The organism is bacterium (genome assembly GCA_018814885.1).
Lineage (GTDB): Bacteria > Krumholzibacteriota > Krumholzibacteriia > LZORAL124-64-63 > LZORAL124-64-63 > JAHIYU01.
Map to the genome: position 1 here is coordinate 1 of JAHIYU010000124.1, position 26,782 is coordinate 26,782.

Below are 26,782 nucleotides of genomic sequence, written 5' to 3' on the forward strand. Positions count from 1 at the left end.
CATGATCGAGAGCGGTTTCAACACGCACGCCCGTTCCGGCGTGGGAGCGGTCGGTCCCTGGCAGTTCATGCCGGGTACCGCCCGTCATTATCACCTGCGGTGCGACTGGTGGGTCGACGAACGGCGCGATGCAGAGCTGGCCACGCGGGCGGCCGTCACCTACCTGTCGCAGCTCTACCATCATTTCCAGGACTGGGCGCTCGTTCTGGCCGCCTACAATACCGGCGAGCACCGCGTCGATCAGGCCATCCGGTTAGCCGGACACGACCATTTCTGGGATCTCCACCTGCCCTGGCAGACCCGCAACCACGTGCCCAAGTTCGTCGCCGTGGCGCGCATCTGCGAGGATCCCCTCGCTTTCGGCTTCGACCCGTCGCTCGTGAGCAAGCTGGGCTACGACGTCATCGACGTGACCGACGCCACAGATCTCAGCCTGATCGCGGAATGCGCCGGCGTGGCGAAGGAGGACGTCGTCGCCCTGAACCCCGCCTTGCTGAGGCAGGCCACTCCTCCGGGCGCCGGGGAGTACCCCGTCCGGGTCCCCCCCGGCACGGGTACGCGCTGCATGAAAAAGCTGCGCGCGATACCGATGGCCGAGCGTCTCACCTGGCGCCGGCACACGGTGCAGAGGGGCGAAACGCTGAGCGCCGTCGCCGAAAGGTACGGCACGTCGGTGACGGACATCGCCGAGCTGAACGGCATCCGCCAGGTGGCGCTGATCCACCCCGGCGACAAGCTGCTCATCCCCGTGCCCGCCGTGCTGGCCGATCGTGCCGAGCAGCGGGTGGCCGCCAGTGGCCACTACGTCCCGCCCAGCGGGTACGAGCGGGTCAGCTACCGCGTGCAGGGCGGCGACACGCTCAGCGGCATCGCGCGCAAGCTGGGCGTCAGCCTGCGCCACCTGCGCCGGGTGAACAACCTGCACGATACGAGCTTGATCAAGCCGGGACAGAAGGTCTACGCGTACAGACCTCCTCAACCGTGACGGTCGGCGGGAGGTCCGTTGCCTAGAAATGGGCGGTGATGGAGACACGGTGCGTCTCCTGGTCGATATCGAGCACGTCGCCGGCGTAGGCGTAGTCGATGGTCAGCATGGCGACACGGAAACCCGCCCCCATCGTGATGTCGTCCAGCGACCAGCCCGAATCGAATCCCCCCCGTAGGAAGACCTTTTCATGCAGGGCCAGTTCGCCGCCGAAGTGGATGTTCGTGCTGAGCGAACCTGTATGGTACTGGTCGGCGTCCTGCCGGTTCTCGAAGCGCGTCTCGGCGCTGGTGGCCAGTGTGATGCGCGCGCCCCATTTCGGCAGGCTCAGGTTGTAGGCCAGAGCGGGCACGATCGCGGGCGCGATCTCCTCGTTCTTGGAATAACCGCCGGGCCCCGACCAGGAGAGATAGGTCTGGGTGGCGTCCTGCAGCTTCAAGCCGAAATCCAGGTCGCGCCAGATCCCGCGGCGCAGGGCGCCCAGATCCAGTCCGATCCCCAGGCTCGAGTATGCGCCGACGCTCTGGCGGATGAACTTCACGGTTCCGCCCAGCTGCCAGTCGCCCTTGCGCTCGGCGTAGCTGGCGAACAGCGCCAGTTCGGAATCGCTGGTGAACTTGATCTGATCCTGGATGGCGAACAGGCCCTGGAGTTCGTCGTCGGTCACGGTGCCGTCGCCGTTGGTGTCGAGTTGGTCGAAGAGATGGTCGGTGATCGGTATGTCGTCGACGCCGAGCCGGATGGTCGAGAAGGCGAATGCGCCGTCCTCGCCGCCGAGCAGCGACCAGCCCACGGGCTGAGCGTAGGACACGTAATCGCGGTCGATCAGGTCGCCGAATCGCTCGGAATGCATGAGCAGCAGGTTGCGGCCGTCGGTGCCCACGAGTCCGGCCGGATTCCAGAAGGCGGCCGACGGATCGTCGGCCACGGCCGTGAACGCCCCGCCCATGGCGAGCGCCCTGGCGCCGCCCCCGTCCTCCATGAAGGCGCCGGCGTACTTGTCGGCCAGGGCGTCCGTCGGCGATGCCGCGACGAACAGGATCGAGGCCAGAGCGCAGGCGAACGGTGCGCTGATATGCGTCCGGCTGGAACCGGTGAACAGCATGGATGATCCTCGCAATCCCAGGGGTGACAAGAGCCGATCCGGTACGGCCGGCCTAGCCGACATTATACGCCAACGTCGCAGCCAGGGCCAAGCCCCCTGTGCGACTTCAACGCAATCCGTATTTCTTCAACTTGCGATACAGGGTCCGCTCGCTGATGCCCAGCTTCTCGGCGGCGAGCCGACGCTTGCCGCTGGTGGTTGCCAGGGCGCGCTCGATCAGGGCGCGCTCGGCGCTGACCAGGTTACCGTCGCCGCCGCTGGGCTCGATCGAGTAGCCGGCCTCCCCGGCGAAGGTATCGACCACCTTGCCATTGAAGGGAACGGAGACTCGATCGCCCCCCTGCAGCAGGCCCAGAATGCGCTTCATGTCGCTGCGCAGTTCGAGAAGCGTGGCGATGAGGAACTCCATCTCCAGGCCGGCCATGCTCTTCGTGATCGGCACAGGCAGGTTGGATGGCTGGCCCAGGGCGTGGCCCGTGAGCACCTCCTCTGGCAGGTCGGCCGTCTCGATCATGCCCGTCTGCTTGAAGACAGCCATGGAACGGATCACGTTGCGCAGCTCCCGGACGTTGCCGGGCCAGGTATAGGCGCTCAGCAGTTCCAGGGCCGGCCGGGCGATGCCGCGCAGCGAGAAGCCGTGTTCCTTGTTCTCCTGCGAGATGAAGGTCTGGGCCAGAATGGGGACGTCCTCGCGACGGTCGCGCAGAGGCGGCGTCGGGATGACCACGACCCGCAGCCGGTAGTAGAGATCCTGGCGGAAGCGGCCGGTTTCGACCTCCTGCGCAAGGTCGCGGTGGGTGGCGGCGACCAGGCGGATGTCGCTGCGTTCGAGACGGGTGCCGCCCACGGGGGTGAACTCGCCGGTCTCGAGGGCGCGCAGGAAGCGGGTCTGCATGCCGAGCGGGAGCTCGGCCACCTCGTCCAGGAAGAGCGTGCCGCCGTCCGCGCGCTTGAAGACCCCTTCGTGCTTGCCGACCGCGCCCGTGAAAGATCCCCTGGCATGGCCGAAGAGCTCGCTCTCGAGCACGCCTTCGCTCAACGCGCCGCAGTTCAGGCTCACGAACGGCATGTCGTGTCTCGGCGAGTGCTGGTGCAGGGCGCGGGCCACCAGCTCCTTGCCCGTACCGCTCTCCCCCAGGACCAGCACGTTCACGTCGAGCGGCGCGGCCTGCGCGATCAGGGCGATCATCTGGTTGACGGCGCGCGAGCGGCCGACGATGCCGCTGCGGTTGCGCACGTCGCGCAGCTTGAGCAGCCGTTCCACCTCCAGACGCAGTTCGTCGGCGGGGACGGTGGACGCGAGACGCCGCAGGGCACCCCGGTGGGACTTGTCCTGCAGACCGGAGAGGACCGCGGGCTCGCCGAGCACGATGAGGTCGGCATCGCCCCGCAGCGACAGGAACTTCTCCACGACGTGCCGCGAGCGGTGATAACCTGTGGTGTCGAAGATGAGCAGTGAGCCCGTACCCTCGGCGAAGACCGCCAGGGCTTCCGACGGGGAGTCGTGAAGGGTGAACCGCACGTCCGGCAGCCGCCAGTCGGCCACCGTCTTGAACAGCGCCGGTCTGCGTCCCAGCACGGCCACGGTATGGAGCAAGGCGATCCCTCCTGCTGACCTGTCAGTCGCCATGTCAGGTGCGACTTAATGTCCTTGGGCCTGCAATCGCCGGGTACACTAGCACATAAGACGAGCGGACGCCAGCACTGCGACCGCTCGTGTGCATCGAATGTCAGTTGGGCGGTCAGTTCTGCCGGTGCAGGTACTCCACGTCCAGTCCGGTCACGAAGGAGTCGTAGGCCACGTGGGCCCCGGAGAGGCGGCCGCTCTTGAGCGCGATCTCCTCCAGGGCGCTGGCGGCTCTGTGCAAGCGGCGCAGCAGCGCATCGAGAGCTTCCAGTCCCTGTTCCTCCTTCGCCATGCGGCCGGGGTGCGGTTGTCCGGCGTCCCGGACCGCGCGGTAAGCGGCCAGACCCGCCTCGATGGACACCGTTTTCACCTCGGGCGACGCCGAGGCATCGCGCGGGCGGAGCCGCGCCGCACCCTCCGCCGCCTCCGGTTTCCGCCACGGCGGGCGGGGGGGCCAGGTCAGCCCGGGCAGCCGCAATCGCCAGCGCTGAAGCTGGATATATACCGCCACGATGATGGCCGTGCCGCCTGCCGCCAGGGCCACTGCGCCCAGCCAGGCCATGGTCTTGTTGCCGCTCTCGAGCAGGTTGAGAATGTCCAGATCCATCGATGACACCTCGTGCGACTGGTGAGTCCTCAGGCCTTCGTATCCAACATGGCGCCCTTGCCCGCGTTCTCGGTCTCGTCGGGCGCAGTTCGCGTTTCCAGCTCGCCGGCGGGCTTCTCCTGCGGCTCGCTCTGCGCTTCCCTGCCCGGCGCGCCGTCCTGGCCGCGCTCGCGATCGGGATCGACCTTCTGCTTCAGCACCTCTTCGTTGCGTTTGATCCGGTCCACGCGCTTGTCGTGCTTCAACAGCTTCTCCACGGCGGGGGTCGCTGGCTGCGTGGACTGGCCCTTGACCTGGGCGCGGGCCACGTTGGCTAGCTGGCTGATGGTGGTCTTGATGGAAAATCCATCGCTTGTCACGTCTCACCTCCTGCACCGCTCGGCGCCCGCGCGTGCTAGGTCCTGAGCGGCACGTCCAGATCCATCAGGACCGCCGCCAGCTTGATCATCGGCGGCAGGGCCAGCCCCGCCATGATGTTGATCTTGGCGTAGAGGTCCTGCTTGGCGACGACGACGTCCGCAGCATCATCCCGCTGTTCGCGGATCTCCCGGCTCAGCCGGTCGATGGACTTCCGGCCCTCGCTGCGCTGGATCTTGCCGCGCAGACGCAGGATCGCCTTGGTGTGTATCTGGCACACGCGGGACTCGGTGACGTCCAGGATCTCGCCGATCTCCTTGAGGGTGAGCTCCTCGTAGTAATAGAGGACCAGCACCAGTTGCTCCTTGTCCGCGAGCTCCCCCAGGCTGCTGGCGATCAGGCTCCGCATCTCCTCCGCGGAGACACAGGTCTCGGCGTCGGGTGTCCGGGTATCGGGCAGGTAGTCGCCCAGCGTCGAGCTGTCGTCGTCGTCGGATCCGTCCGCGTCCAGCGAGACGATCGTCGCCACGGCGACCTCGTCCATCATCGTGGTCAACTCGCCGCGCGAGACGCCGAGCTCGGCCGCCAGCTCCTCGTCCGTCGACGGGCGGCCCAGACGGGCTTCGAGCCGGTTGTAGGCGCTCTCCAGCTGGCGGGCCTTGCGACGCAGCGAGCGCGGGAACCAGTCCTGCGTTCGCAACTCGTCGAGGATGGCACCACGGATCCTAGGGATCGCGTATGTCTCGAACTTGTTGCCCCGCCGGTAGTCATAGTTGTCCACGGCCTGGATGAGGCCCAGCAGGCCGGCGGAGACCAGGTCCTTGTGATCCACGTAGTGGGGCAGGCCGATGGCCATGCGACCCGCTACGTACTTGACCACACGCGCGTAGAGTTCGACCAGTTCATGGCGTGCCGCCTCGTCTCGGCTTTCTTCCAGTCGCACCCAGAGATCCAGGTGGGCGATCGCATCGGTCTTAAGCATATGTGGCCTCGTTGTCTCGTATTGGGGGTCACCCGTTGTTTGCAGTTTCCGTGCCCGACAGACGCAACGGCGCTTACCTCTTCTCGCCGATCAGGTGCTGTTTGCGTTCCGCCTTGCGTCTTTTCATCTCATCCAGGCGCGCCGCCTCGGTTTCCGCGCGCTTGGTCTCCTCGGCCGCCAGGCGGGCTTGACGCCTGGCCCAGTCCTCGCGAATCCAGTCGTCCTGGATGCCGGCCCTGAAGATCATGACCAGGATCGCGCCTACGCCGTAGAAGGCGAAGTAGGCGATGGCCGCCCGTTTGAGCGTGGCCAGGAGCCCGTAGTCGCGAAAAAGCGCGAAACAGATGGCTGCGAAGGCTGCAGCCAGGGCCGTGGTGTTGACGAGTTGCTTCATGCACTGACCTTCCGGGCTCTCAACTGGCGGTCGCTTCCCCGGTGGCCGCGACGGCGGCTCCTGCCGGGTCAGCGTCCAGGATCCGGGCCAGCAAGCGTGCGGGCGCTGCGATCTCGGCGCCGGGCCCGGGCCAGGCGCCGCCGTTGACCAACGACAGCGGCAAGGGCGCCGCGAGCAGGATGTCGATCAGCTTTCCCGCGCGCGCCGTCAGGTCCAGCCGCGTGAGCGCCAGCCAGTCGCAGTTCCAGGTTCTCGCCTCGGCCCAGGCCCGCTCCCGCTCGGCCAGATCGGCATCCAGAGGCAGCAGCAGGTGTCGATGCACCTCTTCCTGTCCTGCGAGCACGCGGTGCAGTTCCTCGTCTGCGAGGGCGCCGGCGCACAGCGAGGGCGTGTCTATGAGTATCGCGTCGTATTGCGCGAAGTATTCGAGACCCCCGGAGAGCTGCTCGGCATCGCGCAGAATTGCGGCGTCGTAGCCTCGCGCGGAGGCTTCCTCCTGCAGGCGGCGAATCTCGCCCCCGTGTCGCGGCGCGTACATCAGGACCAGGATGCGCCGCTTCATCTTCTTGAGCCTGGCGGCGACGGCGAGGACGAGGTCGGTCTTGCCGGCGCCGGGACCGCCGAGGAAGAGGTGGCACCCGGCCAGATCGCGCCAGCCGCCATTGCTGGTGCGTATCAAACCCGCCAGGTGTTCCCGGGCCGACTCATAGGAATCGCCGCCCCCGGTCTCGGCCCGGTACAGGCGCTGCAGATGGCGGACGGCGGGCAGCGAGGCTCCGGCGGCGAGCAGCTGGCGGCCGAGGGGATAGGCCCCGACTGACGCCTTGTCCGTCCCGGCTCGCCCGTTCTGGCCCGCGCGGAGGGCATCGATCAGATCCTCTATGCGCTCGACTTCCGCGGCGATCGCCCGGGTGTAGTCCGACCGGGTCTCTTCGCGCGTCTCGGCGGGAGCGGCCGCGGCGACGGCCCCCGGCCGGGTTACCGAGACTTCGATGAGCCGCGTGCTGCCCAGACCGGTCCCGTCCCGCCGGGTCACGGTCCTGGTATCGACGATGCAGGCCTGCTCGCCGTACTCCCGGCGTGCATTGTGCAGGGCCTCGCGGAGGGTGGGGCCTGTAACCTTGTGCATGGACGTCTCAGGCCGTCGCTTGCTGCGCATCTCTCACTCCCTGGGTGGAAACGATTCCCGCCGACTGAACGTTCGTGTTGGCGTTTACTTCCGTGTAGCCCATCACGGGCAGACTGGGGAACGTGGGCTCGATCAATCTCTTCACGAAGAGCCGCATGGGCGTCGGCACCAGCAGGACCGGCGGCTTGCCCCGGCTGTAGACGACCTGGAGGGTGCGTTCCAGACGTTCCAGGAACACCTGGGCCAGCAGGGGATCCAGCACGACCGCGCCGACCTTGTCCGATTCCTGCGCGGCCTGACCGAGCTGGTATTCAATCTCCGGGTGCAGCGTGACCGCGTAGACGTTCCCGTCGGGCTCCACGTACAGCCCGCTGATGGTGCGGCGCAGGGACTCGCGCACCTTCTCCAGCAGCAGGTCCGTGCCCGTGTTGCCGCCCACGTAGTTGGCGAGCGTCTCGAGGATGGTGACGATATCCTTGACGGGGATCCGCTCGTGCAGCAAACCCCGCAGGACGTTGTGCAGCGTGTTCACCGGGACCTTGTCGGGGATGAGGTCCTCGATCAAGGCGGGCGCGAATTCGCGTACCGTCTCGCACATGTCCTTCACGTCCTGCCTGGACATGAGCTCGTCGGCGTGGTTGCGGATGGTTTCGGACAGGTGGGTGGCCAACACGGCCGTCGGTTCGACGACGGTGTAGCCCTCCATCTCCGCGGCCGCCTTGCGGCCCTTGTCGATCCAGATCGCGGGCAGCTTGAAGGCCGGCTCCACGGTCGCGATCCCCTCGAGCTTCTCCCCGCCCTCGCCGCCGGTGCTCATGGCGAGCAGCCGATCGGGCCGCAACTCGGCGCGGGATATCTCGACGCCCTTGAGCTTCAACACGTATTCGCTCGCGCCGAGCTGGAGGTTGTCCCGGACACGCACCGGCTGAATGATCATGCCGAGCTCGGCGCTGATCTGCTTGCGGATGTTCGTGATCCGGACCAGGAGGTCGCCCCCGCGGGATTCGTCGACCAGGGGCAGCAGGCCGTAGCCGAGTTCCAGTTCCAGGGCGTCGGTCACGTAAAGCTCGCGGATGCTGCGGCTCTCCTGCGCCCCGGCCGCCTGATCGGCCTCCTCAACGGCGAGCGATTCCTCCTGCTGCTTCTCCACGTTCCGCACGCGGCCCGAGACGAAGCGCCCGACCACCGCGAAGGCCGCGGCCAGGCCCAGGAACGGCAACGTCGGCAAGCCGGGTATCAAGCCGAACACGGCCAGTGTCCCCGAGGCCAGATAGACGGCCTTGGGTTGCTTGAAGATCTGCATCGTGAGCGCCTGGCCGAGGTTCAAGCTGCCGCTGGAACGCGTCACCACCATGCCGGCCGCCGTGGAGATGAGCAGGGCCGGGATCTGGGTGACGAGCCCGTCGCCCACGGTCAGGACCATGAACTGGCGCATGGACTCGCCCGCACTCATGCCCATCTGCAGCATACCGATGACGAAGCCGCCGATGATGTTGATCAGGGTGATGATGATGCCGGCGATGGCGTCACCGCGCACGAACTTGCTGGCGCCGTCCATGGCGCCGAAGAACTCCGCCTCGGACGCCACCTTGGCGCGCCTCTCCCTGGCCTGCACCTCGTTGATGAGTCCGGCGTTGAGGTCGGCGTCGATGGCCATCTGCTTGCCGGGCATCGCATCGAGAGTGAACCGGGCGGCCACTTCGGCGATGCGGCCCGAGCCCTTGGTGATGACGACGAACTGGACGATCACCAGGATGGCAAAGACTATGACACCGATGACATAATTCCCGCCAATCACGAAATCGCCGAAACTGGCGATGACCTTGCCGGCGGCCGCCTTGCTGAGGATCAGGCGGGTCGACGCCACGTTCAGCGCCAGCCGGTAGAGGGTGACAATGAGCAGCAGGGAGGGGAAGCTGGAGAAGTGCAGCGGTTCCTTCAAATAGAGCGACACTAGCAGGATGACCACGGCGAAGGCGATGTTGAAAGTGATCAGAAGGTCGAGGACGAGGGGTTTCACGGGCATGATCATCAAGCCGATGACCGATACGACGGCCAGGGCGCTCAGCACGTTGCTGTTGGCCAGGATCAGGTCCCTGTCGATGCCCCTGGCATCTTCCAAGCCGCTCACCTCCTATCAGGACCGCTTGAGGCGGTAGACATAGGCCAGCACCTCGGCCACCGCCTGGTAGAACTCGTCGGGAATGAAAGCACCCACTTCCACGATCTTATGCAGAGCCCGTGCCAAGGGCTTGTTCTCGAGTACGGGAACCCTGTTTTCCCGTGCGATACGCTTGATGGTCTCGGCGAGACTGTCCTGCCCCTTGGCCACGACCCGCGGCGCCATATCGCCCGCGCTGTAGCGCAGGGCCACTGCGAAGTGGGTCGGATTGGTGACGACCACGTCGGCGCGAGGGACTTCCGCGAGCATCCGCTTGCGCATGACCTCCAGCTGGATCGACCGCATGCGCGCCTTTACCTGGGGATCGCCCTCGATGTCCTTCTGTTCCTCGCGGAGCTCCTGCTTGGTCATCATGAGCTTCTGCTCGTGCTGCCACTTCTGGAAGACCCAGTCGAGCAGGGCCAGCACCGCCAGGAAGGCCACCAGTCGATAGGCCAGCCTGGCCATGGTCTTCAACCCCAGGGCCAGGATACCCTCTACGGGGAGCTCCGCGGCGCCCGGCATCTCGGTGCCCAGCGTGGCCACCGTGTACCAGGACAGCAGGCCGATCAGGGCGATCTTCAGGACGTTCTTGGCCAGGTCGAAGGCGGCGCGCTTGCTGAAGACGTTCTTGATGCCGTTGACGGGATTGATGTTGTCCCAACGGAAGGCCATGGCGCTGACGTTGACCTTCCAGCCCACCTGCAGCACGTTGGCCATGAAGGCGATCACGAGGATGCCGAGCATCAGGGGCGCGAGCGCCGCCAGGATCACGCCCAGGTTGGCCGTCGCCATTTCCACCAGCGCGAACGGGTTCTCGAGCAGGAAGGCGTGGGGCTGGCCGAAGAGGTAGCGGGCGTTCTCGCCGAGCACCTGCTGCATGTGGCGGCCCCCCGCGAAGAGCAGCGAGAAACCGACCAGCAGCACCAGCGCGCTGTTGACTTCCTGGCTGAGCGCGACCTGCCCCTTCTCCAGGGCCTTCTCGCGCCGTCTAGGTGTCGCGCGCTCGGTCCGCTCGCCTCCGGGTGCGTCCGCCATGGTTCCTCACCTCCTCTCTCGCTGCGCCGGTCCGGCCGGCTATACGTCCAGATCAACCACGATCTTCACGGGCCGCTCCTCAACCCTGCAGCGCACCCAGCAGGGACACGATCTCCTGTTCCATGCCGCCGACCAGCGACTGGAACACCTGGTTGAAGAAGGTCAGGGAGACGCCGAGGGCAGCCAGGCCCACGGCGATCTTGATGGGGAAGCCGACGACCAGGATGTTGATCTGGGGCACCGTCTTGACGATGAAACCCATGGCCACGCTCACCAGCAGCAGCACCAGGATGACCGGAGCCGCCACCCGCAGCCCGATGGCGAAGAAGGCGGCGAAGCCCTCCGCGGCCAGCCACGAGCCCGCCGCCACCTCCAGCGGCGCGAACGGCGGTACGAGACGACACGAATTGACCATGGCACCGATCAGGGCGTGATGGCCGTCGAGGGCGAAGAAAAGCAGCACGGCCAGCAGGTAGTACAGGTTGGCCAGCACCGAGAGCTGCCCTCCGCTCTGGGGGTCGAGCGTGTTGACCATACCGAAGCCGATCTGCACGCCGATCATGGTGCCCGCGAAACGCACGGCCGCGAACGGTATGCCGATCACGAAGGTCAGCAGCGCACTCACGACGAGCGAGCGCATGCCCTCGGCCAGCAGACCGTGCCAGGTGAGATCGAAGGCGGCGGGTGCAAGCTCGGCGGCCACCGCCGGCGCGGTGGCCGCGGCCAGGCAGACCGCGAGCGCCAGGCGCCAGACCGGCGGCACCGACAGGCCCGAGAGCAGCGGCAGCAGGGCGGCCAGGATGGAGAGGCGCAGGGTCAGGATCAACCCCACGACCACCCAGGTAAGATCCAGCGATACCTGCACGTCGCGCTCCTACATGGCGCCGATGCGCTCGAAGATGCCCAGGGTGAAGGACGTGAGCTGATGGATGATCCAGGGCAGGGCGAGGATCAGCACGACGAAGACGGCGATGATCTTGGGCACGAAGGTCATGGTCATCTCGTTGATGTGCGTCGCCGCCTGGAAGATGCTGATCGTCAGACCGACCAGCATGCCGGCGGCCAGCATGGGGCCGGCGACCAGCAGCGTCGTGCGCAGGGCCAGCTGCCCCAGTTCGACCACGGATTCGGGAGTCATGACGTCCTTTCACTCACCCGTTCTGGAAGGCCATCACCAGCGAGCGGACGATCAGGTACCAACCGTCCACCAGCACGAATAGCAGCACCTTGAAGGGCAGGCTGATGAGCACCGGCGGCAGCATCATCATGCCCATGGACATCAGGACCGAGGCGACGACCATGTCGATGATCAGAAACGGCAGGAACAGCACGAAGCCGATCTGGAAGGCCATCTTCAGCTCGCCCAGCACGAAGCTCGGTATCACGATCAGCAGGGGCAGATCCGCGGGCTCCGCGGGGGCTTCCTGGTTCGTCAGGTCCAGGAACAACGCGACGTCCTTCTCGCGCACCTGGCCGAGCATGAAGGTCTGCAGGGGTTCCTTGGCCTTCGCCAGCGCTTCCTGCTGGCTCAGTTCCTCGGCCAGGTAGGGCTGGATGGCCTCGGTGTTGATCTGCTGGAAGACCGGTCCCATGACCACGAAGGTCAGGAACAGGGCCAGTCCGATCAGGATCTGGTTCGACGGCATCTGGTGCGTGCCCATGGCCTGGCGCAGGAAGCCCAGCACGATGATGATGCGTGTGAAGCTGGTCAGCAGGATCAGCAGCGCCGGGGCCAGCGAGAGCAGAGTCATCAGCAGGACGATCTCGACCGCCACGTCGAGGCGCGCGGCTCCATCCATGTCGCCCAGCGAGAGGTTGATGCTGCCGGGCGCCGCGGCCGCCGGCTCCTGGGCGTGGCCGGGCGACCCCAGCAGCATCACGGCCAGCAGCACTCCGCACGAGATGTATCCGAGACGACGATTCAAGGCGCAGCCCTCCCGATGTCGACGGTAACCGGGACGTCCACGCAATGGCCGTGCCAGGCATGAATGGTGCAGGTCACTGTCCACCTAGGAGTTACGGAGATGGAAGAAGCTTGCGCAGACCGCTGCGGCAGACTTCCGGTCAAGACTGGTTAGGATCGCGACAGCTCAGCCGCGGTGTCGGCGGTCGGTGCCTCGGAGGCGGTCCAGCCAGCCGGCCAGTGCCGGTGACGGCGGCGGCGGCGCATGCCGACGGGGATCGAAGGGTTCCTGGGACAGCAGCACCATGGCCTGGTCGCTGCGGTACAGGGTGTAGACCGTCTCGCCGCAGCGCAACACCTCCACGCTGCGACGAGGTCCCAGCGCGTGGATGCGCAGCAAAGAGGCCTCGGTCCCGCCGCCGCCGCGCTGCATGCGGCCCAGGAGCTTCAGGAAGACGATCAGCAGGGCGAAGACGATCAGGAAGGCGCCGATCAGCTTCCACCATGATGGCGCGCCGGGTTGCGCTGCCGTCGCCAGGATGAAACGTGCAGCAATCATCTCAGATGAGCTTCCGGATCCGTTCGCCCCGGCTCAACAGCTTGTTGATCCGGACCGCGAAATGCTCGTCCACGACCACCACCTCGCCGCGGGCCAGCAGGACGCCGTTGACGAGTATGTCGACCGGCTCGGCCGGTGATTTGCCGAGCTCTACCACCGATCCCGGGCTGAGGTTCATGATGTCGCGGATCTTCAGCTTGGCGCGTCCCAGCTCGACGGTGACCTTCATGTCGATGTCGAGCAGCACGCCTATGTTCTGCACGTCGGGCGCGGCGGCGGCCAGATCGTCCTCCAGCGAGTTCGACTCCACCTGATGCGCTGCGGTGCCGGCGGGCGGCGTCTCCGTCTTGGGCGGCATCTCCACGGCGACGGCGGAATCCTGCGCCGTCGCCTCGTTCACGTTCGTGTTGAGCTCAGGGGACATGTCATGCCTCCTCGGCAAGTCTTTCGGTCAACTTCAGGGCGCGGTTCTGGTTCAATTTCCCGGGCAAGCCCCTGAACATCGGCTTGCCCTGCACCTCGAGCTCGAGGGGCGATTGCAGGGACTTGAAGAGGGGGATGGTGTCCCCTTCCTTCAGTTCCAGGATCTGCTGGAACGTCAGGCTGATGTCGGCGAGCTTCACCACGACATCGACCGTGGTCCCCTTGATCGCTTCGAAGAGCATCATGCGGTCGCGCTTGACCTCTGCCGCCGACCGGTACTCGGAGATCTCCTCGGGATCGAACCTGTCCCAGACGGGCTCGAAGGCGTTCATGGGGATGCAGATCCGCAACGGCCCCTGCAGGTCTTCGATGCAGATGTCGAAGTTCAGGACGACGACAGGATCGTTGGTGGCGATGATCCCCAGGTAGTTGGGGTTGTTCTCCAGATGGACGAACTCGGGGTTGAGCTCGACCAGCTTCGCGGCGCCGCTCCGCAGATCGCTCAGGATGCGCTCGGTGATCATGCGGCCGACGCCCAGCTCGATGTCCGTGAACCTGCGTTCGATCGACACCTGCTCGATGGGACCGCCCAGCAGGCGCATGATCATGAGATACATCATGTCCAGGTCGAAGTGCACCAGCGCGTAGCCGCCGAGCGGCGGCAGCGAGACGATGCTGACGGCCGTCAGGTCCGACAGGCCCGCGCCGAAGTCTCCGTAGGTGCACAGGTCGAGCTTGGCGAAGCGGATCGCCGTGTTGGCCCGCAGCTGACTCGTGAAGGCCAGCGATACCGACTTGGCGAAACTCTCGCACAGCGTCAGCAGGTTCTTCTCGAACTGACGCGATATGTTCTGGGGCAGGCTGAAATCGAAAGAGTCCCCGCTGTAGAACCCCTTGCTCATATCCGCTCTGTCCGGGGACGCCCCGGGAAACACCGCGCCTTCGTTCCCGGCGGGGGATCCATCGGCGTCTCCGGCGAGCAGATCGTCGATCTCGGCACTGGTGGTGTTGGTCTCGTCGCTCATCGCGCTCCGATGCCGTCATCCGCAGGCGGTCATTGGACCACCATGTCGGAGAAGTAGATGTTCATGAGGCTGCCGGCGGGCAGCGTGTCGCCGAGCTTGCGGAACAGCTCGGACTTCAGGGCCGCCTTGCCGTCCATGGACTTCAGGTCCGTGGAGAACTTGTTGGACAGCGACAGGATCACGATGTCCCGCAGGTGCGGCAGCCGCTGCTCGACCATCGTCGCCACCTTGCCGTCGGTCACTTCGAGATCGATCTTGATGCGCAGGTAGCTGGTCGTGGGACCCGTATCGCGCAGGGTGACGACGACCTCGTTGAGTCCGACCAGGACGCCCTGCTTGGGCTGCGACATCTCCACCTGCGCCGTCTTTCCCGCCGGGTCGCCTGCCAGCGTCTTCAGCTTCGGTGCGATCACGAATTGCGTCACCGCGACGGCCATCACGGCCTGCGTCACGATGATGGCGACCAACATGACGATCTTGTTGTCCAGGGGGCCGCCCCCGGACTTCTTGGTCTCGGTCGGTTCCTTCTCTTCCTCAACCATTGTCTTCACCTGCGCTTTCCAGTGGTAACCCTTGTGTCGGAGTGTCTTCCGCTTCTTCCATCTTCAGGAAGATCTCCACCCGCCGGTTGGCGGCTCTGCCTTCCGTCGTTGCGTTGTTGTCGAGCGGGCGAAACTCCCCGTAGCCCACGGCGCTCATGCGCTGCGGATTCACGCCCACCTCCTGGAACCGGCGGGCCACCGCGATGGCCCGCGCCGCGGACAGCTCCCAGTTCGACGGGAAGCGCGCCGTGTGGATGGGCACCGAGTCGGTGTGGCCCGAGATGGTGATGTCCGTGCCCATGCCGTCCAGCATGCCGGCGATGCTGTCGAGCAGCTTCATCGCTTGCGGCTGCAGATCGGCCCGCGCCGAAGGGAAGAGGAACGAATCGACGACGCGAAGCCTGATCCCGTCGGCCGTCACCTCGATCTCCACCGCCTGATCGATTCCTTCGTCGAGCAGGAATTGTTCCAGCTTCTTGATCTGGTAGTAGATCTCGCTGTTGTCGGTCTGGCGCTCCTCGTAGACGGGCAGGGTCCTGAAGTCTATCGCCGTCGTGTACTTCTGGAGCACGCCGAGCGCGCCCTGGAGCGACTCCATGGCCTCCTTGAACTTGGTCTCCTGGATGGACGAAAAACTGACGAGCAGGATGAAGAAGGTCAGCAGCAGCGACATCATGTCGCCATAGGTGACGACCCATCCGGGCACTCCCCTCTCCTGGGGCGGACACTTGCACTTCCTAGACATGGCGTCTCGCGTCTCCGCTCATGCCGCCAGGCCGTCCTTCGCCGCCTCCAGCTTCTGCTGGACCGACGGCATCAGGAACGACTTGAGCTTCTCCTCGACGATGCGCGGCGAATCGCCGCTCTGGATGGCCATCACGCCCTCGATGACCATCTCGCGTATGAGGACCTCCTCGCGCGAGCGCGACTCCAACTTGCCCGCCAGCGGCAGGAAGAAGGCGTTGGCCATGACCGCGCCGTAGAACGTCGTCAGCAGGGCGACGGCCATGCCCATGCCGATGGTGCTGGGATCGTCCAGTGTCGCGAGCATGTTGATCAGGCCGACCAGGGTGCCGACCATGCCAAAAGCGGGCGCGAAGGTGCCGCCGGACTCCAGGATCTTGCGGCCCTCCAGATGGCGGGCCTGCTGCTGATCGATGTCCGTCTGCATGATCTGCTTCAGGAGCGCGGGATCGTTGCCGTCGACCGCCAGGCGCAGGCCCTTGCGCAGGAACTCGTTCTCCTCGTTCTCGGCGTGCTCCTCGAGAGCCAGCATGCCCTCCTTGCGCGCCTGCTCGGCGTACCCCACCAGCTTGCCGATGTAGGCCAGGGGATCGCTGGTGGCGACCGTGAGGGTCTTCTTCAGGATGGCGAGCATGCCCAGGACCCTCGACAGCGGGTAGTTGGCGAGCAGGGCCATCATGGTGCCGCCGCCGACCATGATCAGCGACGGCACGTTGATGAACTGGGTGATGGAGCCGCCCATCAGGATAGCCCACATGATCAACGCGCCAGCACCGACGACGCCTATCAGTGTTGCGAAATCCACGACATGCCCTTCGTTTCGCGCTCGGCGCGCGCTAAGACTTGTTGCTGTCGAACACGTTGTCCGGACCGCCGACAGGGACCGGGTGGCTGCACGACAGTCGCCGATAATCGACGATCCGCTGCACGACCGATTCCATGTCCTCCTTGACCATGACCTTGCGGCCGGTGGTCAGGGTCAGCAGGGTGTCCGGCGTGCTCTCGATGAATTCGACAAGATCGGCGTTTATCACGAGCCGACTGCCGTTGAGTTTTGTCACGTTTATCATCTGGTTCTACTCCTCACGCCGACGCGAGCCGACTACCGCAACATCGAGATGATCTCCTGCATGATCTGGTCGCCGGTGGTGATGACCTTGGCGTTGGCCTGGAAGGCGCGCTGCGCCACCACCATGTTCGTCAGCTCCTGCGTCAGGTCCACGTTGGAGCCCTCGAGGGAGCCGGAGACGATGAAGGTCCCGCTGGCGCCCCCGGCCAGGCCTTGCATGGCCGAGCCCGAGTTGCCGCTGGACTGGAAAGTGTTGCCCTCGCTGCGCTGCAGGCCCTGGTAGTTCGGGAACCGTGCGATGCCGATCTGGGCCAGGGTCTGCACCGTGTCGTTGGAGAAACGACCGATGATCATGCCGTCGGTGTTGATCTCGTAGTCGAGCAGTTGGCCCACGGTATAGCCGTCGGTGATCGACTGCAGGCCGCCCTGGGCGGCGTACTGGGTCAGGCCGTTGAAATCGCCGAACTGTCCCGCGTCGATCTGCAGCGTGATCTCCCGGGCGCCCACCGCGCCCGTGGGCTGGGGCCGGAAGGTCAAGCCGCCGGCATCGTCGGTATAGCGGAAGGCGATGATCTCGCCGGCGTCCGTGAAGCTGACGGTCCCCGTGCCGCCATCGACGATCTCCTCGTCGCCCTCGAGCTCCGCCACCCAGTTCCACTCGTTGCTGCCCACGACCTTGGTGAAGGTGAACTGGACGGTGTGGACGTCGCCCAGGGAGTCGTAGGCGACGGCCGACGCCGTGAAGTCCTGCCCGTCGGAGGCTTCCTGGATCTGGGCGAAGTTGAAGGAGGTCTCGAAGACCGGATTGACCTCGCCGACCTCGCGGATGTCCAGCTGTCCCAGGGCATTCTCCGTGCCGGTCTCCCCCCGCATGACGATCTCGCCGTCCGCGTTCATGGACACGGGCTCGCTGGAGATGCCGAAGGCGATCTGCAGGCCGGTGAGCAGGTCCCCGACCGTGGTCGTGTCGTCCACGACCATGCTGTGCGATGCTGTCTGGGTCTCCCCGACCGATCCGCTGATGCTGATGTTGGTGGCCGGGTTCGAGGGCGTCACGTTCAGGCCGAGGCTCTGGCCGTTGCTGTTGTAGAGTTCGACCATCAGGTCGTCCGACGTCGCTGCCGCGCGTGCCTGGCCCGCCTCGCGCACCGCATCGAAGGTGGTGCCCGTGCCGCCCGGACCGATGGAGGTTGTGAAGCGGAAGGTCTGGTTGAAGTCTGAGCGGCTGGGAACGGTCAGCTGCAGGTTCTGGAGGGAGGCCGTGCCGCTGTTGTTGGTCAGCTCGAGCGAGCCGTCCGCGGCGATGGCGACGGCCAGTTCGCCCGCGGCGAATTCCGGCAACGACTCCAGCGTGGAGACGATCCAGGCGGCCAGATCGTCGATGGTCAGGCCCGGGTTGCCCACCTCGAAGCCGGGCACCGAGATCTGCGTGGCCCCGCCGTCGTCGATCATGCCGGTCAGGGCGATCTCGTCGCCGGCGACCAGGCCCATGGCGTCGCCGTTCTGCGCGTAGAGCGCCGTCAGCAGGTCGCCGCCCGCCGCGGCCGCCATGAAGTGCGACGTTTCCAGGATGTCGCCCTGGGCCTCGGAAGCCGCGTCGAGATTGCCGAACAGGCGGACGCTGCTCGAGGCGGCGGCGGGCACGGTCATGCTGGGATCGATGAACAGGTCCCCGAACTGGCCGTTGGTGATCTGTCCGGTGGCATCCGCCATCAGGCCCTGCAGGTGCATGCCGGTCGAAGGATCGACCAGGTAGTCCTGCGCGTCCAGCCCGAAGGCGCCTGCCCGCGTGAAGTAGCTGCCGTAGCCGTCGCTCAGGATGAAGAACCCGTCGCCCTGCAGCGCCAGGTCGTTCGCCAGCCCCGTGGTCTGCAGGTGGCCCTGTGCGAAGCGTGCGTCGATACTGCCCACGGACGAGCCCAGCCCGATCTGCTGGGGGTTCATGCCGCCGCGCCCGCCCGAGACCGGCCGCGAGGCCGGCCGGATGGTCTGACTCAGCATCTCCCGGAAGGTGACGCGGGAGGACTTGTACCCCACGGTGTTGGCGTTTGCGATGTTGTTGCCAATCACATCCAGCTCGATTGCGTTGGCGCTGAGACCCGAGATACCTGCGTAGAGGGATCGAAGCATGAGGTCCTCCTTGTCCTCTGGCTCGCCTTTGCGGCGGCTGGAGCTAGATGCCCACCTTGGCTATTTCCGAAGCGTAGTAATCCCGCCCGGCGATGTGCAGCAGGGCCAGGTTGTTCTCGAAGCGAATGCTCTCCACGATTCCCGACATGTAGGTGACCGCTGAAATGCCGTTTCCCCCACGATCTGCGACACTGATCGACACCGTGTACGATACGTCCCCTGCGGCGTCGCCGTCGTCCTCGCGCCCGTCCCAGGTCACGTCGTTCCAGCCCGGTGCGACCTCGCGCGTGTAGGTCGCGACGACGGTGCCGCTCTCGTTCAGGACCTCGATCGTGGCGAGGCCCGTGGCCGGGACCTGCACCTGGCTGGATGAGACCTCGCCTGCGGCCACGCTCACCCCATCGCCCTCGACCACGGCGTGCTTGCCGACCAGGCCGAGAAGCATGGTGTTGTTCAGCGACTGCGAATAGACCATGTTCTGTTCGAGGCTGGTGTTCATCTGCTGGAGCTCCTCCAGCATCGCGAACTGCGACAGCTGAGAGGTGAACTGGGCGTTGTCCAGCGGGTCCAGCGGGTTCTGGTTCTGGATCTGCGTGATGAGCAGCTGCAGGAACTGGTCCTGCTCGGAAGCGGCGCCGCTCGCCGTCGTGCTGGACGTGGTGGCGCTGCTGCTGACCGGGCTCACGTTCATCGATCAACCTCCCTGCTCGTCCTGGTTCCGCGCATCCCGTTCTTCGTCGTCCCGCCGGGAACGCCGTCCCCGGCCTTTCTCGTCCTGTTCCTCCGCCTCATCGTCTTCACGTACGACGACGACCTCGATCTGCTGCCAGGGCGACTTGCTGCCCAGCAACAGCTCCTGCAAATGGCCCGTCCCGTCCTGCAGCGCGCGGGCGGCAGCCGCAGATTCCACCTGGAACGTGAGCTGCAGCCTGGCGCCCACGCGCGTGAAGCGGATCTCGACGCGCCCCAGTTCGGGCGGCGACAGCGTCAGGCGCAGCGATCCCTTGCCGCCGAGACCGCCCAGCTTCCCGGCCAGCTGGGTCACGACCTGGGCGCGGACCTGCTCGGCCAGCTGCGCCGGGATTTCCGGTTGCGCTGCACCCGGCGGGAGCGACCCGGAGGAGGGCTTCTGCCCGTCGGCCTGCGCGATGGCCTCCGAGAGCTGCTGCACGGCCGCGTCGACCGTCACGGTCTGGATGCCCTGATCGATTTGCGCCGGCTCGGGCCCCCCCGATGCGACGCCCGCCCGTGCGGAATCGGTCGCCTGCGCCGGCGATACCTGCGGCGCGGCACCGTGAGCCTGAAGCGGACCCTCGGTCGCGGGTCCCGGAACAGTCGCCGCTGGCGTCCGCGCGGCGACGGGCGACCCGGTCGTGACCGCCGCCCGGTTGAGGAGTGCCTGGCTCCCGGGCAGCTGCGCCGCGGCCGGTTGTCTGGTGGTCGACGCGACGCCGGTCCGGGTCGCGGACCTCTGCCCTGGACCCGCGTCGGTGGCGGCGCGTCGCCGGGCCTTGTCGGGCGAGGATCTGTCGTCCGCCTTGGTCTCCGTTTTGCGCCCAGGGACGGCCCCAGGGTCGCGCGGGGCCGCACGTCTCGCCGCAGGCCGGGTTTCCGCCGGCTGACGATCCGTCTCGGATCTGGCCGCGTCGCGTGGCCGCTCCTCGGACCGTTCGCCGCTGTTCTTGCGCTCCGCGCCCAGCATGCGCGCGAAGCCGCCCTGATCGGCGGCGATGGCCACGGCGACGGCGATGTCGGATCGGTTCTTCTCGTGTGCTTCGCGCGCAGCGACGAAGGCGCCTGCGCTGCCGACTCCGTTCATCAACCGCTTCCCCTCGCGCTCAGGCGGGTGCTGATCTCCGCCGCCAGCCCCGGATTCATGTTGGCCAGGATCTTGGCGGCCTGGCGGTCCTTCATGTTGGCCAGGATCTGCAGCACGATGTCCAGATCCAGGGTCGCCAGGATGGGCGCCGCACTGGCCGGTTTCATGGCCTCGTAGACCTTGGAGAGCTTCGCGGCCTGAGCATCGCGGCCACGGTTATAGCCGAGCTGCGCCGTCTCCAGATCTGCGAGCATGGCGAGGATCTTCTGCTCCCGGGCGACAAGGTTCTTCTCCTCGATCTCGAGCTCGGTCTGGTAACCGATGAGGCCCTCGCTCTCGCGCTGCAGCTTGTCCCTATCGCGCGCGAGGTTGGCGAAGATCAGCGTGGCCGCTTCCTGGTCGGTATCGTCGGCGTCGCTCAGCGCATTCCGGCTCAGTTCGCGCACGGTTTCCTGGAGCAGACCGTTTGTGATCAGGATGATCCCGAAGATCACCAGGAACGTCAGGCTGGAAACGATGGCGAGCGACTTCGTGCTCATCTGCAGCTCCCGCGGGATGCGATCTCATCGGTGCGTTTCTGCTCGAGGCGGCGTTGCCGGAGTGTCCATGCCGCCAGGTGTCGGTCCCGCAGCAGCTCCAGCACGCGCTTGTCGCGCTGAGCGGCCAACAGGATCCGACGCTGCACGTCGGCCCTCTTGCGGATGGACCGGACCTCCTCCTCGTTGCGGAGGATCATCAATCCCTGTCCTCTCGTGAATTCCGTGAGCCTGCGCTTGTGCCCGAGGACCGCGCTCGTGACGGCCGGCTGTTCGGCCAGGGCCAGTTCCCGGCAGCGCTTCGCCATCCTGGCGTTCTCACGCTCCAGGGCCTGCGCGGCGGACTCGATGGCATGCAGTTTTCGTGCCTCGGCCTCCAGGCGGCGACGGCGGTAACGGAGCACTTTCGACAGCTTGAACCGGAACATCACTCATCACTCCGAAGCCAATGCCATCACGTCAGATAGAGCCCCCTGCCAATCCGTGGCGTTCGCCACGTCCTGGCAGAGGAAGGCGCGCAGGGCGTCCTGTTTCGCGAGAGCCGCATCGACGAGGGGATCGGAACCGGCCACATACGCGCCGATGTTGATCAGGTCCCGGTTCTCCTCCAGAGCCTTGAGCCAGCGCATGACCTTGATGCCCGCCGCCAGGACGGTGTCGTCGACGACCGCGTCGCGCAACCGCGACACGCTGCCCAGCACGTCGATGGCCGGATACTGTCCCTGACGCGCTAGGTCCCGGCTAAGCATGACGTGGCCATCCAGGATCGAGCGCATGGCGTCGCCGACCGGGTCGTTCTCGTCATCGCCCTCGATCAGCACGGTCAAGAACGCGGTGATCGAGTTCTCTTCGGTCCACCCGGCCCTCTCGCAGAGCCTGGGCAGTGCGGCGAACACCGACGGCGTGTAACCTTTCGTGGTGGGCGGCTCGCCGATCGCCAGCCCGATCTCGCGCAGGGCCATGGCGTAGCGGGTGATGGAATCCATCATGAAGAGGACGTTGCTGCCGCGGTCCCGGAAATACTCGGCGATGGTCATGGCCGTCTCGGCGCCCTTGACGCGCAGGACGGCGTTCTCGTCGGAGGTGACGACGATCACCACGCTGCGGGCCAGCCCCTCCGGGCCCAGATCGCGCTCGATGAACTCGCGGACTTCCCGGCCGCGCTCGCCGATCAGGGCCACCACGTTCACGTCGGAAGCCGCGTTGCGTGCCAGCATGCCCAGCAAGACGCTCTTGCCCACGCCGCTGCCCGCGAAGATGCCCATGCGCTGTCCCCGGGCCACGCTGACCAGGGCATCCATGGAGCGCACGCCGGTCACGAAGGGCTCGGTGATGCGCCGGCGCTGCAGGGCCCGGGGCGGCCGCGCGATGACGATACGCTCGTTCACCCGGTCAAGCGGCGGTCCGTCGTCGAGGGGTCGACCCAGACCGTCGAGCACCCGCCCCAGGAGGCATTCGTCCGCAGGCACGGTGAGGCGGTTGGAGACGACCGCCACCTTCTGCCCCGGCGCGATTCCCGTCAGCGTCTGGTAGGGCATCACCAGGGCGCGCCCGGAGCGGAACCCGATCACCTCGCCCATCACGGGCAGCCGCGAACGGCCGATGTCTATGCGGCAGACCGAGCCCACCGACGCGCTGAGACCCCGGACCTCGATGGAGAGTCCGACGATGTTCTCGACCGTCCCGGTGACGCGGACGGTGTCCGTGCGGCGCACCTTGTGGATGGTCTCCGCCCAGGGCAGGCTCAAGCGGGCTCCTCCCGCGTTTCGATCGTGTCCAGAATGCTTTCGCGGACGATCTCTGAGAGCTTCTCGAAGCGGCCGTCGACGGTGAAATCCCATTCCTGGCCGTCGGATGTGATGACGCAGCCGCCGCGCTCGATGCGTTGATCCGACTCGACCGCCACGATGTTGAGCGATGTCAACTCGTCCGGCCGGTGATTGAGGAAATGCGTGTCTTCGGGATGGGCGATGACGGTGAACTTGGTGCCCCGCTTGGCGCGGAAGATGATCGTCTCGATGGCCCTCAGGACCGCTCCCCTGTCCAGCTCGATCGTGCGCCGGGTCACCTGCTCCGCCATGGCGAGGGACAGTTCGACCGCGTTGCGGGCCACCGCGGTCAGCTCTTCGTCGATCTTCCCTTCGAGGCTCTCCGCCAGCTTGGCGAGGAACGCGTCCGCCTGCCCGCGCCAGCGCTCGTTCTCCCGCGCGAGCTCGCGGGAGATCTCGGCCCGGATCTCGGCATCCACCATGTGGTAGAGAGCGTCGCGCTCGTGCGGCTCGAGGCGGTTCAGAAAGCTCGTCATGCCGTCGCGCGGGAAATCCTCCACGAAATCGAGGGTGCGGATGTCCGTCTCCGCGGCCGGGACGAAATCCTTCGCAGCGGCTATGGCGACGGCCTCGTCGAACAGATCATCAGGTGACCATTGACGCACCGCCGCCCCCCCTGCCGAGAACGATCACGCCTTCGTCCATCAGCCGGCGCACGACCGACACGATCTTCTGCTGGGACTCCTCCACCTCCTGGATGGGAACCGGCCCCATGTATTCCATATCCTCCCGGATGCCCGCCGAGGCGCGCTTGGACATGTTCTTGAAGATCTTCTCCTTGATGTTGCTGGGTGTCCCCTTCAGCGCCGTGGCCAGTTCCTTGCCCTTGACCTCCTTGAGGATCTCCTGGATGTAGTGATCGTCGAGATTGATCAGGTCCTCGAAGACGAACATGAGGTTCTTGATCTCCGTGGCGCACTCGTCGTCGATCTCGCGCACGTCGTCGATGATCTCCAGCCAGGATTCCTGATCGATCTCGTTGAGGATGGCCGCCACCTGCTTGCGCCCGCCGAAGGAGCGGGTCTCGCCGGCGATCTCGTCCCGGACGAGGCCGCTGATCGTCTCCTCGACGATCTTCAGGGCCTGGGAATTCGGCTTGCCCAGGGTCGCCATGCGATGGGCGATGGCCCCCTGCAGCGACGCCGGCATCATCTGGATGATGGGACCGCTGCTGCGGGGATCCACGTAGGCCAGCACCATGGCGATGGTCTGGGGGTTCTCGTTCTTCAGGTAGTTCATGACCGTCAGGTTGTCGACGCGCTTGAGGTTGTCGAAGCCTTGCATGTCGCTGAAGCCGGTGGCGCGGTTGAGTACGGTGTCCGCCTGGCGCTTGCCCAGGGCCTCCTCGAGGATCTCCAGGGCCGAGTTCTCGCCGCCGAATTCCACGCCCGAGGAACGGCGACGCAGGTCGATGAACTCCTCGAGGGCCTCGGCCTTGTCATCGGTCCCGATGAGGCTGACTTCGGAGATCTCCGCGGTGATCTTCTCGAGCAGATCCTCGGGCAAGCGCTTGATGACCTGGCCGGCGACCTTCGGCCCCAGCGAGATCATCAGGATCGCCACCTTGCGCAACGTAGCATTCTCAGCCAAGGCTCAAGCTCCATGTCTCATTTGGAAGACGCCATGCTCTCGGATTCGCCCACCCAGGCCTGCACCAGGTCCGCGATATCCTGCGGGTTTGCCCCGGCGAATTCGCGCACCTCTTTGAGCTTGTTCTCCAGGGTCACCACCGATTTGTCGGTTTCCAGGATGTCGGTCTTCTCGGCCTCCGCGCTCGGCGCCTGCGCACCCTGCGGCACGTAGACCTGTCCCATCATGCGCCCCAGGGCATTCTTCAGACGGAATGCCATGAACACGACGAGCCCGAACAGCAGGAACTTGCCGATGGTCTGCGGCAGCGACTGGAGCAGGGGGGCGGCCATCAGTCCGGTCTCCTGAGGCACGGCCACGGGATCCTGGAAGCGCATGTTGACGACCTCGATGCGGTCGCCACGGGCGGTGTCGAGCCCCACGGTCGTCTGCACGATGCGCTCGATCTGCTGCAGTTCCTCCGCGGGCAGGGGCGTGTAGACGGCCGCGCCGCCCTGCTCGGCCGGTTCGTAGCGGCCGTCCACGAAGACGGCCACGGACATCGTCTTGACGCCGCCGATCTCGCCGACCACCGTCTCCATCGTCTCGTTGATCTCGTAGTTCGTGGTCGACTGCTCGTTGCTGCCGCCCTCGCCCTCGGTGCTCTCGTTGCGTTCCTCGCTGCGGACGACCGTCTGCGCGGGGTCGAAGATCTTGCGCTGCTGCTCGAGCCGCTCGAAGTTTAGCGTGGCGTCCACGCGCACTATGGATCGGTTCTGGCCCAGGACATGCGCGAGCATGCCCTGGGCCTTGTCGGCCAGGTAGGCATCGACTTCCTTCTTCAAGGCCAGCTGGCCCTCGGACCTGGCGGCGCCCTCGTTGTCGAAGTTCTCGGACAGCACGACACCGTACTGGTCGTGCACCGAGACGTTCGGGATCTCGAGGCCCTCGACGCTGCCGGCCACCAGGCTCTGCACGCCCCGGATCTGATGCGCTGAGAGCGCGCTGCCGCTTCCCAGCGTGAGTACCACCGAGGCCGTGGCGGGAGACTGCATCTTCTTGAAGATGGACGGCTTGGGCATGACCAGATGCACGCGCGCCGCCCGGATGCCGTTGATGGACTCGATGGTCTTGGTCAGCTCGCCCTCCAGCGCCCGCTTGAAGTTCACGTTCTGTACGAATTCGGTCATGCCGTACTGCTTGCCGTCGAAGATGCCCCAGCCCACGGTGCCCGAGGAGGGAATGCCCTTGGCGGTCAGATCGACCCGGAGCCGGTGGACGACGCCTTCGGGAACCATGATGGTGGTGCCGCCGTTGGTGAGTTCTGCCTCGACGTTCTGCTTGTTAAGCTCGGCGATGGCCATGGACGCGTCTTCCGGGGAGAGGTTGGTGAACAGGACCGTCTTCTCCTCGTTCCGCAGCCAGACGCTGAAGATGGCCACGCTCAGGACGGCGGCGCCCAGGATCACGACCATCAGGATCTTCTGATTGAACGTGAACCGTCCGGTGATCGTCTTGAGGTTCTCGAGCAGTTGCCTCATGTTTGCGCGTCAGCTCCTCGCTGCGGTCCCGTTCGACCGTCGGGTCATTCCCGTCACAGTTGCATCTGCATGATCTGGTTGTAGCTCTCCAGGAGCTTGTTGCGGATCTCCAGCATGAGCTCGAAAGCCAGCTGGGCCTCCTCGGCGGCGATCATCACGTCGTGGACCTCACCCACCCGTCCGGACACCGCGCCCTCGATCATCTCGTCGCGGAAGTCCTGGGCGCGGTCCACCGTCTGGATCGCCTCTTGAAGTTTGGTTGCAAAGGATGGGCCAGTCGCCGGCTGCGCGCCCGCCCCGCCGTACACCTGGCGCGGGTCGACGACCCCCGGGATCCTCACTGGGCTGATGGCCATCGTCGTTCCTCCCTGGACAGGACAGGCCGCTAGATGTCGAGCGCCTTGGCGAACATCTGCTTGGCAGCCTGGACGGCCGAGACGTTTGCCTCGTAAGCCCGGCTGGCGGTGATCATGTCCACCATCTCGGTGATGACGTTGACGTTGGGCATCAGGACGTAGCCCTCCTCGTCGGCGTCAGGATGACCGGGATCGAAGACGACCTTGAATTCGGAAGCGTCCGGCGCCGTCTGCACGTCCATGGCGACGCCGCGCGGCATTTCGTCGCCGCCGGACCCCGCGCCGGAGGCGATGTGCCGGGGATCGGTAGTGATCATGCCGCCGCCCTGACGGCGCTCGGGGCGGGGGAGGG

General features: G+C 66.0%; 31 protein-coding genes. 1 reads left to right on the top strand and 30 read right to left on the bottom strand.

What is annotated here, in order from left to right; translation table 11 throughout:
* Positions 1-985, top strand: a 985-nt coding sequence (locus KJ554_08575; protein ID MBU0742385.1) for a LysM peptidoglycan-binding domain-containing protein, incomplete at its 5' end; no start/stop codon positions are given.
* A gap of 22 nt (positions 986-1,007) precedes the next feature.
* Here the strand turns inward: KJ554_08575 and KJ554_08580 are convergent.
* From KJ554_08580 to flgC, 30 genes are all read right to left on the bottom strand, one after another.
* Positions 1,008-2,090 carry a PorV/PorQ family protein gene (locus KJ554_08580; GenBank protein MBU0742386.1) on the bottom strand — a complete coding sequence of 361 codons (1,083 nt, stop codon included), beginning with the start codon at positions 2,088-2,090 and terminating at the stop codon, positions 1,008-1,010.
* Between the two features lie 106 nt (positions 2,091-2,196).
* On the bottom strand, positions 2,197-3,720 hold the full coding sequence (locus KJ554_08585) for a sigma-54 dependent transcriptional regulator (protein ID MBU0742387.1): 1,524 nt from the start codon (positions 3,718-3,720) through the stop codon (positions 2,197-2,199).
* A 112-nt stretch (positions 3,721-3,832) separates the two neighbouring features.
* The gene (locus tag KJ554_08590; GenBank protein MBU0742388.1) at positions 3,833-4,324 is read right to left on the bottom strand and encodes a hypothetical protein; all 492 of its coding nucleotides are present in this window, start codon (positions 4,322-4,324) and stop codon (positions 3,833-3,835) included.
* Between the two features lie 29 nt (positions 4,325-4,353).
* Positions 4,354-4,683, bottom strand: a complete 330-nt coding sequence (locus KJ554_08595) for a hypothetical protein (GenBank protein MBU0742389.1) — start codon at positions 4,681-4,683, stop codon at positions 4,354-4,356.
* A gap of 35 nt (positions 4,684-4,718) precedes the next feature.
* Positions 4,719-5,663 (bottom strand): FliA/WhiG family RNA polymerase sigma factor, encoded by a 945-nt coding sequence (locus tag KJ554_08600; GenBank protein ID MBU0742390.1) that lies wholly within the window; start codon positions 5,661-5,663, stop codon positions 4,719-4,721.
* A 73-nt stretch (positions 5,664-5,736) separates the two neighbouring features.
* The gene (locus tag KJ554_08605; GenBank protein ID MBU0742391.1) at positions 5,737-6,057 is read right to left on the bottom strand and encodes a hypothetical protein; all 321 of its coding nucleotides are present in this window, start codon (positions 6,055-6,057) and stop codon (positions 5,737-5,739) included.
* Positions 6,058-6,076: 19 nt separating this feature from the next.
* Positions 6,077-7,216, bottom strand: coding sequence for a hypothetical protein (locus KJ554_08610; GenBank protein ID MBU0742392.1), 1,140 nt, complete (start codon positions 7,214-7,216; stop codon positions 6,077-6,079).
* Positions 7,194-9,317: a flagellar biosynthesis protein FlhA gene (gene flhA, locus KJ554_08615; GenBank protein MBU0742393.1), complete on the bottom strand. Its 2,124-nt coding sequence runs from the start codon at positions 9,315-9,317 to the stop codon at positions 7,194-7,196. The genes KJ554_08610 and flhA overlap by 23 nt, the downstream gene beginning before the upstream one ends.
* 6 nt (positions 9,318-9,323) lie before the next feature.
* The gene (gene flhB / locus KJ554_08620) at positions 9,324-10,385 is read right to left on the bottom strand and encodes a flagellar biosynthesis protein FlhB (GenBank protein MBU0742394.1); all 1,062 of its coding nucleotides are present in this window, start codon (positions 10,383-10,385) and stop codon (positions 9,324-9,326) included.
* Between the two features lie 79 nt (positions 10,386-10,464).
* A complete protein-coding gene (locus KJ554_08625) occupies positions 10,465-11,250 on the bottom strand; it encodes a flagellar biosynthetic protein FliR (GenBank protein MBU0742395.1) in 786 nt (261 codons plus the stop codon).
* A 9-nt stretch (positions 11,251-11,259) separates the two neighbouring features.
* Positions 11,260-11,523, bottom strand: a complete 264-nt coding sequence (gene fliQ, locus KJ554_08630) for a flagellar biosynthesis protein FliQ (protein ID MBU0742396.1) — start codon at positions 11,521-11,523, stop codon at positions 11,260-11,262.
* Between the two features lie 13 nt (positions 11,524-11,536).
* Positions 11,537-12,262, bottom strand: coding sequence for a flagellar type III secretion system pore protein FliP (gene fliP, locus KJ554_08635; GenBank protein ID MBU0742397.1), 726 nt, complete (start codon positions 12,260-12,262; stop codon positions 11,537-11,539).
* 213 nt (positions 12,263-12,475) lie between these two features.
* Positions 12,476-12,847: a hypothetical protein gene (locus tag KJ554_08640; protein ID MBU0742398.1), complete on the bottom strand. Its 372-nt coding sequence runs from the start codon at positions 12,845-12,847 to the stop codon at positions 12,476-12,478.
* A gap of 1 nt (position 12,848) precedes the next feature.
* Positions 12,849-13,271, bottom strand: coding sequence for a flagellar motor switch protein FliN (gene fliN / locus KJ554_08645; GenBank protein MBU0742399.1), 423 nt, complete (start codon positions 13,269-13,271; stop codon positions 12,849-12,851).
* 1 nt (position 13,272) lies between these two features.
* Positions 13,273-14,295, bottom strand: coding sequence for a FliM/FliN family flagellar motor switch protein (locus KJ554_08650; protein ID MBU0742400.1), 1,023 nt, complete (start codon positions 14,293-14,295; stop codon positions 13,273-13,275).
* A gap of 29 nt (positions 14,296-14,324) precedes the next feature.
* Complete coding sequence (locus KJ554_08655) at positions 14,325-14,846, bottom strand: flagellar basal body-associated FliL family protein (protein ID MBU0742401.1); 522 nt, start codon at positions 14,844-14,846, stop codon at positions 14,325-14,327.
* Positions 14,830-15,543, bottom strand: coding sequence for a flagellar motor protein MotB (locus KJ554_08660; protein MBU0742402.1), 714 nt, complete (start codon positions 15,541-15,543; stop codon positions 14,830-14,832). Before KJ554_08660 ends, KJ554_08655 begins: the two co-directional genes overlap by 17 nt.
* Before the next feature lie 57 nt (positions 15,544-15,600).
* On the bottom strand, positions 15,601-16,386 hold the full coding sequence (locus KJ554_08665) for a motility protein A (protein ID MBU0742403.1): 786 nt from the start codon (positions 16,384-16,386) through the stop codon (positions 15,601-15,603).
* Positions 16,387-16,417: 31 nt separating this feature from the next.
* Positions 16,418-16,651: a flagellar FlbD family protein gene (locus tag KJ554_08670; GenBank protein ID MBU0742404.1), complete on the bottom strand. Its 234-nt coding sequence runs from the start codon at positions 16,649-16,651 to the stop codon at positions 16,418-16,420.
* Between the two features lie 32 nt (positions 16,652-16,683).
* Positions 16,684-18,780 (bottom strand): flagellar hook-basal body complex protein, encoded by a 2,097-nt coding sequence (locus KJ554_08675; protein MBU0742405.1) that lies wholly within the window; start codon positions 18,778-18,780, stop codon positions 16,684-16,686.
* A gap of 43 nt (positions 18,781-18,823) precedes the next feature.
* Positions 18,824-19,471 (bottom strand): hypothetical protein, encoded by a 648-nt coding sequence (locus tag KJ554_08680; protein MBU0742406.1) that lies wholly within the window; start codon positions 19,469-19,471, stop codon positions 18,824-18,826.
* Positions 19,472-19,474: 3 nt separating this feature from the next.
* Complete coding sequence (locus tag KJ554_08685) at positions 19,475-20,599, bottom strand: flagellar hook-length control protein FliK (protein MBU0742407.1); 1,125 nt, start codon at positions 20,597-20,599, stop codon at positions 19,475-19,477.
* On the bottom strand, positions 20,599-21,138 hold the full coding sequence (locus KJ554_08690) for a hypothetical protein (GenBank protein MBU0742408.1): 540 nt from the start codon (positions 21,136-21,138) through the stop codon (positions 20,599-20,601). The genes KJ554_08685 and KJ554_08690 overlap by 1 nt, the downstream gene beginning before the upstream one ends.
* Complete coding sequence (locus KJ554_08695) at positions 21,135-21,563, bottom strand: flagellar FliJ family protein (protein ID MBU0742409.1); 429 nt, start codon at positions 21,561-21,563, stop codon at positions 21,135-21,137. The genes KJ554_08690 and KJ554_08695 overlap by 4 nt, the downstream gene beginning before the upstream one ends.
* Before the next feature lie 6 nt (positions 21,564-21,569).
* Entirely contained in the window at positions 21,570-22,976 is a 1,407-nt protein-coding gene (locus KJ554_08700; protein ID MBU0742410.1) for a FliI/YscN family ATPase, read from the bottom strand.
* Positions 22,880-23,569, bottom strand: coding sequence for a flagellar assembly protein FliH (locus tag KJ554_08705; GenBank protein ID MBU0742411.1), 690 nt, complete (start codon positions 23,567-23,569; stop codon positions 22,880-22,882). Before KJ554_08705 ends, KJ554_08700 begins: the two co-directional genes overlap by 97 nt.
* Positions 23,550-24,554, bottom strand: coding sequence for a flagellar motor switch protein FliG (fliG, locus tag KJ554_08710; protein ID MBU0742412.1), 1,005 nt, complete (start codon positions 24,552-24,554; stop codon positions 23,550-23,552). Before fliG ends, KJ554_08705 begins: the two co-directional genes overlap by 20 nt.
* Positions 24,555-24,571: 17 nt before the next feature.
* The gene (fliF, locus tag KJ554_08715; GenBank protein ID MBU0742413.1) at positions 24,572-26,074 is read right to left on the bottom strand and encodes a flagellar M-ring protein FliF; all 1,503 of its coding nucleotides are present in this window, start codon (positions 26,072-26,074) and stop codon (positions 24,572-24,574) included.
* 53 nt (positions 26,075-26,127) lie between these two features.
* Positions 26,128-26,430, bottom strand: a complete 303-nt coding sequence (gene fliE, locus KJ554_08720) for a flagellar hook-basal body complex protein FliE (GenBank protein MBU0742414.1) — start codon at positions 26,428-26,430, stop codon at positions 26,128-26,130.
* 29 nt (positions 26,431-26,459) lie between these two features.
* The coding region (gene flgC / locus KJ554_08725; GenBank protein MBU0742415.1) for a flagellar basal body rod protein FlgC at positions 26,460-26,782 on the bottom strand (323 nt) is incomplete at its 5' end.

Bases quoted from the DNA above. Each gene is read 5' to 3' on its own strand.
- KJ554_08650 (MBU0742400.1), bottom strand. From the start codon at position 14,295: ATGAGCGACGAGACCAACACCACCAGTGCCGAGATCGACGATCTGCTC.
- KJ554_08590 (MBU0742388.1), bottom strand. From the start codon at position 4,324: ATGGATCTGGACATTCTCAACCTGCTCGAGAGCGGCAACAAGACCATG.
- KJ554_08685 (MBU0742407.1), bottom strand. From the start codon at position 20,599: ATGAACGGAGTCGGCAGCGCAGGCGCCTTCGTCGCTGCGCGCGAAGCA.
- fliE (MBU0742414.1), bottom strand. From the start codon at position 26,430: ATGGCCATCAGCCCAGTGAGGATCCCGGGGGTCGTCGACCCGCGCCAG.
- flhB (MBU0742394.1), bottom strand. From the start codon at position 10,385: ATGGCGGACGCACCCGGAGGCGAGCGGACCGAGCGCGCGACACCTAGA.
- KJ554_08670 (MBU0742404.1), bottom strand. From the start codon at position 16,651: ATGATAAACGTGACAAAACTCAACGGCAGTCGGCTCGTGATAAACGCC.
- KJ554_08675 (MBU0742405.1), bottom strand. From the start codon at position 18,780: ATGCTTCGATCCCTCTACGCAGGTATCTCGGGTCTCAGCGCCAACGCA.
- KJ554_08585 (MBU0742387.1), bottom strand. From the start codon at position 3,720: ATGGCGACTGACAGGTCAGCAGGAGGGATCGCCTTGCTCCATACCGTG.
- fliP (MBU0742397.1), bottom strand. From the start codon at position 12,262: ATGCTGCTGGGGTCGCCCGGCCACGCCCAGGAGCCGGCGGCCGCGGCG.
- KJ554_08640 (MBU0742398.1), bottom strand. From the start codon at position 12,847: ATGATTGCTGCACGTTTCATCCTGGCGACGGCAGCGCAACCCGGCGCG.
- KJ554_08695 (MBU0742409.1), bottom strand. From the start codon at position 21,563: ATGTTCCGGTTCAAGCTGTCGAAAGTGCTCCGTTACCGCCGTCGCCGC.
- KJ554_08680 (MBU0742406.1), bottom strand. From the start codon at position 19,471: ATGAACGTGAGCCCGGTCAGCAGCAGCGCCACCACGTCCAGCACGACG.
- fliN (MBU0742399.1), bottom strand. From the start codon at position 13,271: ATGTCCCCTGAGCTCAACACGAACGTGAACGAGGCGACGGCGCAGGAT.
- KJ554_08600 (MBU0742390.1), bottom strand. From the start codon at position 5,663: ATGCTTAAGACCGATGCGATCGCCCACCTGGATCTCTGGGTGCGACTG.
- KJ554_08605 (MBU0742391.1), bottom strand. From the start codon at position 6,057: ATGAAGCAACTCGTCAACACCACGGCCCTGGCTGCAGCCTTCGCAGCC.
- fliF (MBU0742413.1), bottom strand. From the start codon at position 26,074: ATGAGGCAACTGCTCGAGAACCTCAAGACGATCACCGGACGGTTCACG.
- KJ554_08610 (MBU0742392.1), bottom strand. From the start codon at position 7,216: ATGCGCAGCAAGCGACGGCCTGAGACGTCCATGCACAAGGTTACAGGC.
- fliQ (MBU0742396.1), bottom strand. From the start codon at position 11,523: ATGACTCCCGAATCCGTGGTCGAACTGGGGCAGCTGGCCCTGCGCACG.
- KJ554_08580 (MBU0742386.1), bottom strand. From the start codon at position 2,090: ATGCTGTTCACCGGTTCCAGCCGGACGCATATCAGCGCACCGTTCGCC.
- KJ554_08700 (MBU0742410.1), bottom strand. From the start codon at position 22,976: ATGGGATTTCACCGTCGACGGCCGCTTCGAGAAGCTCTCAGAGATCGT.
- KJ554_08690 (MBU0742408.1), bottom strand. From the start codon at position 21,138: ATGAGCACGAAGTCGCTCGCCATCGTTTCCAGCCTGACGTTCCTGGTG.